The organism is uncultured Anaerococcus sp. (assembly GCF_963510915.1).
Lineage (GTDB): Bacteria > Bacillota > Clostridia > Tissierellales > Peptoniphilaceae > Anaerococcus.
Window position 1 is genome coordinate 1 of record NZ_CAUPHG010000111.1, and the last position, 4,845, is coordinate 4,845.

Annotated in this window: 5 protein-coding genes; all 5 read right to left on the bottom strand. The window is 33.3% G+C overall.

The genetic code is table 11. The features are described from left to right. Positions 1-1,133, bottom strand: a 1,133-nt coding sequence (locus RQ893_RS08105; protein ID WP_311482517.1) for an ABC transporter ATP-binding protein, incomplete at its 3' end; no start/stop codon positions are given. Next, positions 1,127-1,822, bottom strand: coding sequence for an energy-coupling factor transporter transmembrane component T (locus RQ893_RS08110; RefSeq protein WP_311482518.1), 696 nt, complete (start codon positions 1,820-1,822; stop codon positions 1,127-1,129). The genes RQ893_RS08110 and RQ893_RS08105, both read right to left, overlap by 7 nt. Further along, positions 1,822-2,403, bottom strand: coding sequence for an MptD family putative ECF transporter S component (locus RQ893_RS08115; protein ID WP_311482519.1), 582 nt, complete (start codon positions 2,401-2,403; stop codon positions 1,822-1,824). The genes RQ893_RS08110 and RQ893_RS08115 overlap by 1 nt, the downstream gene beginning before the upstream one ends. Before the next feature lie 10 nt (positions 2,404-2,413). Beyond that, complete coding sequence (locus RQ893_RS08120; protein WP_311482520.1) at positions 2,414-4,135, bottom strand: ABC transporter ATP-binding protein; 1,722 nt, start codon at positions 4,133-4,135, stop codon at positions 2,414-2,416. After that, positions 4,132-4,845 (bottom strand): ATP-binding cassette domain-containing protein (locus tag RQ893_RS08125; RefSeq protein WP_311482521.1); only part of this gene is annotated, 714 nt, incomplete at its 5' end. The genes RQ893_RS08125 and RQ893_RS08120, both read right to left, overlap by 4 nt.

Consider the following 4,845-nt stretch of genomic DNA (forward strand, 5'->3'; position numbering starts at 1 on the left):
TCTAGTTTCTTTAATATTTCTTCAATCTTTTTTTCGTCATCTGTTACTATTTTCATCTCCGTTAAAACGGATTCTGTAAATAGCTGATAATTGACATCCTGCATCACTAGAGAAATATAGTCTCCATGGTTTTTTATTCTTCTATTTTTGTAAAATACTTCGCCCTTTTGCTTCTTATTAAGACCGCAAAGATTTCTTATAAATGAAGATTTACCAATTCCATTTGCTCCTATTATGAAATATATTCCCGGATCAAAGCTCATTGAAAAATCAAATAGCTTGGGATTTTTTTCATATTGGCAGGAAAAATCTCTACATACAAGTGATTTTTCTTCATCGAAACTGTGGTCGAATAGGTTCTTCACTTCGTAGCTTTTACTTATAAGTTCTTCTTTTTCTATGTCTTTAAGGGTTCTAAGTCTGTGCTTTTCAAGTATTTCTTCTGAGATTCTATCTTTACTATATGATAAAATTTTCCGATTTTCAATTACAAGTAGTCTGTCCATTATTTCTTTTAAATAGTAGAGTCTATGCTCAGCGATGATTATTATCTTGCCCAAGGATTTTAAAACTTCTAGACAGTGGGTCAATTTTTCTATGGATTCTCTGTCTAGGGATGCGGATGGTTCATCGAAAATATATATTTCGTTGTCCATAACCGCCACAGAATTTATGGCTATTAGTTGTTTCTGCCCTCCTGATAGTTTGAATAAATCCTTACCTAAAAGATCCTGACTATTTAGTAGTTTTGAAAAATATTCTATCTTTTCATAAATTTTATCCCTAGAAACATTCCTGTTTTCTAGGGCAAATGCGATTTCATCTAGGGAATTAATGGCGTAGAATTGATTTTTTGGATTTTGAAAGACTGTTGAGATGAATTTTGATCTGTCGGTTATATCCAACTTCAAAATACTTTCTCCATCAAATAAAAGATCCCCTTCCATCTTTGCCTTATCCACTTCCGGTATAATTCCATTTATAGTCTTGATTAGAGATGATTTACCACATCCAGATCTGCCTGTGATGACATTTATAGATCCCTTTTCAAATTTTAAATTTATATCTTCAAGTATTCTATTTTCTCCCTCATCTTCTTTGAATGAAAGAGAAAAATTCTTAAATTCTAGCATATTTTTATCCTTATAAATAATATTATTATATAAATTCCGAAACTAAGTAGGACATAGTCCACCGTTTTAAGCCTTGCGCTTGATATGGAAGACCTCTCTTTATTCATTTTCATGCCTCTTGTCATGGCAGATATTGCAACATTATCAGCTGTTTGAGATACAACCATGAGTAATGGCACAAATCTATATTCCAGTATCTTCGCCGGATTTTTAATGAAATTTTTCATCGTAAGTCCATGCATGTACATAGCTTCCCCGATGATTTTGTAATCTTCTTTTATAGAATAGAAAAATCTAAACATGACAGAAATTGGTATGATTATGTAGTCTGGAAATTTGATTTTCTTTAGAGAATATACTAGATCGCTCATCTTTGTAGTTGAAACGGTGTAGTAACCCATCATCACTCCGGGAAGTATTCTAAGTATTATTCCGCAGTAGAGATTAAAAACCATCCCTAAATAAGAATTTGGATACTTGGATGCTACTATCTGTCCTACTACGGCTATCCCAGTATAAAAAAGTCCCTTACCAATAAGGGACCATTTTTTATCTAGGATTGCAAGTAGGTATGGAAATACAGCTAACAAAATTCCAAGGTATTTATAATTCATGCTAATGGAACCTTCTGTTGCAGATAATCCTATGATGATTGTCAAAAATAATTTTGTCCTAAAATCAATTTTCATTAAGCCATTCCCGCTTTTTTAAAATGTTTATTTAAGATTTTAATTCCAATGGTACATCCTATATATCCACCGAGCATACCTAGTAGAACTACAGGTATAAAGGACCAAGTTGGCATAACAGATAACATTTTTTCTGCATATTCAGCCCCATAATTTCTGTCGATTAAAGATTGTACAAAGGCATCTCTAGCAAAATAAATTGGTATTAAATTTACAGCTCCAAACAGCATAAATACCATGTATGTTAGTCTTGCAGTTTTTATTGACTTATAGCCACCTTTTTTTAATATCATCTCACAAATTAAGGACATTACAATTATGGCAGGAAGAACTACCGCTCCATGGCCTGACATTGAAAATACAAGTCCAAATACTATTCCCATGATTAAGACCATTCCAAATTTATCTATCTTTGTTGAATAAAGCATAAATACTGGTCCTGAAAATAAACCGCAAGCAAATGGAACTAGGGGCATAAGGACAGGCATAAAACCTATCATACCTCCACACCAGGTTGCCATTATAATTAAAAGTGAAAATACTCCTGCATTTATTAAATCTCGAATTCCAAATTTATTCATTTTTTCCTCCTTAATATATAAATTCTTCAGATTTTTTAGATGATTCAATCATCTTTTGGTAGGTTTTGCTACTTTTTAAAAGTTCATCATGTTTTCCAAAATCTTCTATCTTTCCATCTTTCATAACTATGATTTGATCTACATTTCTTATTGATTTCATCCTATGGGAAACTATCATCACCGTCTTATTTTTAATTAATTTATTTAGAGATTCTTGGATATATTTTTCATTTTCCACATCAAGTGATGCCGCAATTTCATCTAGTAGGATTATTTCTGCATCCTTTAAAAAGGCTCTTGCTATGGATATTCTCTGTCTTTCTCCTCCAGATAAGTTAGATCCATTTTCGCCAATCTCCGTATCGTATCCATTCTCAAGTTTCTTTACAAATTCGTCACAGTTCGCTAGCCTTGCAGCTTCTAGCACTTCTTCATCACTTGCAGTAGGTCTGCCGAGCCTTATATTTTCCATTACAGAACCGTTAAATAGAATTACATCTTGGAACACCATGGAAATATGTTTAAATAAATCTTCTGTCCTCGCCTTATTTATCTCTTTTTTATCTATTAAGATTTCTCCTCTGTCATAATCATAGAGCCTTGCCACCAATTTTATTAGAGTGGACTTCCCGCAACCAGATGGACCAACAAGAGCAGTAGTTTTTCCCTGCAAAGCCTTAAATGAAATATTATCTATGACTTTTTTGTCATCGAGATAAGAAAATTCTACATTCTTTCCTTCTATATCAAATGATTTAAATTCTGTTTCTCTTCCCGGTTGGATTTCTTCTGATCTAAGTGCCTTTATCTTTTCTATTGGCGAATCGATATACATTAACTCTCCATAAAATTGGTTAAAGGCAGCAACTCCATCAATTAATCTTGCTGAAGCAAATAAGTAGCCTGCAAAATACAAGATATTTATTTCTCCATCTATCAAGCTATTTAATCCAACATATATTGCAAGGGCAAGAGATAAATTTGCCACAACTCCTGCAGAAACAAGAGGGATAACTTGCCCCAGTTCTGACTTAATGTGGTTCTTTTCTAAAGACCTAACAAAGTCAATGCCACTTTTTTCCTTTTCTTCAGTCAAATTATAGGACTTGATCTCTGTAGATAGATCTATTAGTTCTTGGAACATCTTAGAAGACTTTCTTTGTTCTTTGTAGTAGGACTTAGTCGCCTTTTTTTGCATCTTGGTGAAAATCAAATTCAAAATAGCAGAAATATAAATGGGAACTATAACTGCAAGACCAAGCTTTACATTTCCAATTAGCAACAAAATGGAAATAATAACTAGGTTTATTATAAAGCCATAAAAACCTGAAACTGCATGAGAAAGACCATGCTCCATTGCCTCTACATCCTTCATAATCGTTTGAGAAAAATCAGTTAAATCTCTTTTAGAATAGAAACTAAGGGGAAGGTCCTTTATAATTTCAGAAAGTTCAATCCTTAAATTTGCAGATTCTTTATAGGTTTCATTATAGGTTGTGATGTAATCTCTATTTATTACAAACATCATTATAAGAGCAATTACTATATATGCAATGACAGAAATCTTGAGATTAAACTTGCCTAGACCCAAGAGACCTTGCATGACATACATTAGTAGAAACATAGGAAGCATGTAGGATAGACTTTTTAAGGTAGAATATTTAATGGCAACTATGGTTCCTTCTGCACCCTTGTCTGTAAGTGCAAATCTATCTTTTAAATAGTTTTTCATAGATCAACCCTCCATTCATTTGCTTCATTGTACATTTCAATAAACTTCTTATACCTGCTATCTTCCTTCGTAAGTTCATCGTGGCTTCCTCTTTCTAGAATTTTTCCATCTTCTACCAGTAGAATTTCGTCCACTCCACGAATCGAAGAAAGCCTATGAGCAATCATAATTGTCGTCCTATCTTTTATAAGCTCCTTAAATGCAATCTGTAATTCATATTCATTTTCCGGATCTGCAGCAGCAGAAGCTTCATCAAGGATAATTATCTTTGGATCCTTCAAAAATATTCTCGCAATGGAGATTCTCTGTTTCTCGCCACCAGATAGATTTATCCCTTCAGCACCTATTATCGCATCGTACTTGTCCTTGAACTTATCTATAAAGTCATCACAGCGGGCAAGCTTTAAGGCTTTGTAGACCTCTTCATCATCTGCATCTTTATTTGCAAGTTTTACATTTTCAAAAATCGAAATTCCTTGGAATAGTTTAGGATTTTGAAAAACTATGCCGATATTTTTCATCAAGCTTTCTCCATCGTAGGAAGAAATATTTCTGTCGCCGATTAAAATTTCTCCAGAATCCACAGGATATAGTCCAGAGATTAACTTGGCAATGGTAGACTTACCAGATCCAGAGCTACCTACAAGAGCATATACTTTGTTCTCGTCAAGATTTAAAGAAAAATTATGTAAAATCTTATTCTTGCCATC

Bases quoted from the DNA above. Each gene is read 5' to 3' on its own strand.
- RQ893_RS08110 (WP_311482518.1), bottom strand. From the start codon at position 1,822: ATGAAAATTGATTTTAGGACAAAATTATTTTTGACAATCATCATAGGA.
- RQ893_RS08115 (WP_311482519.1), bottom strand. From the start codon at position 2,403: ATGAATAAATTTGGAATTCGAGATTTAATAAATGCAGGAGTATTTTCA.
- RQ893_RS08120 (WP_311482520.1), bottom strand. From the start codon at position 4,135: ATGAAAAACTATTTAAAAGATAGATTTGCACTTACAGACAAGGGTGCA.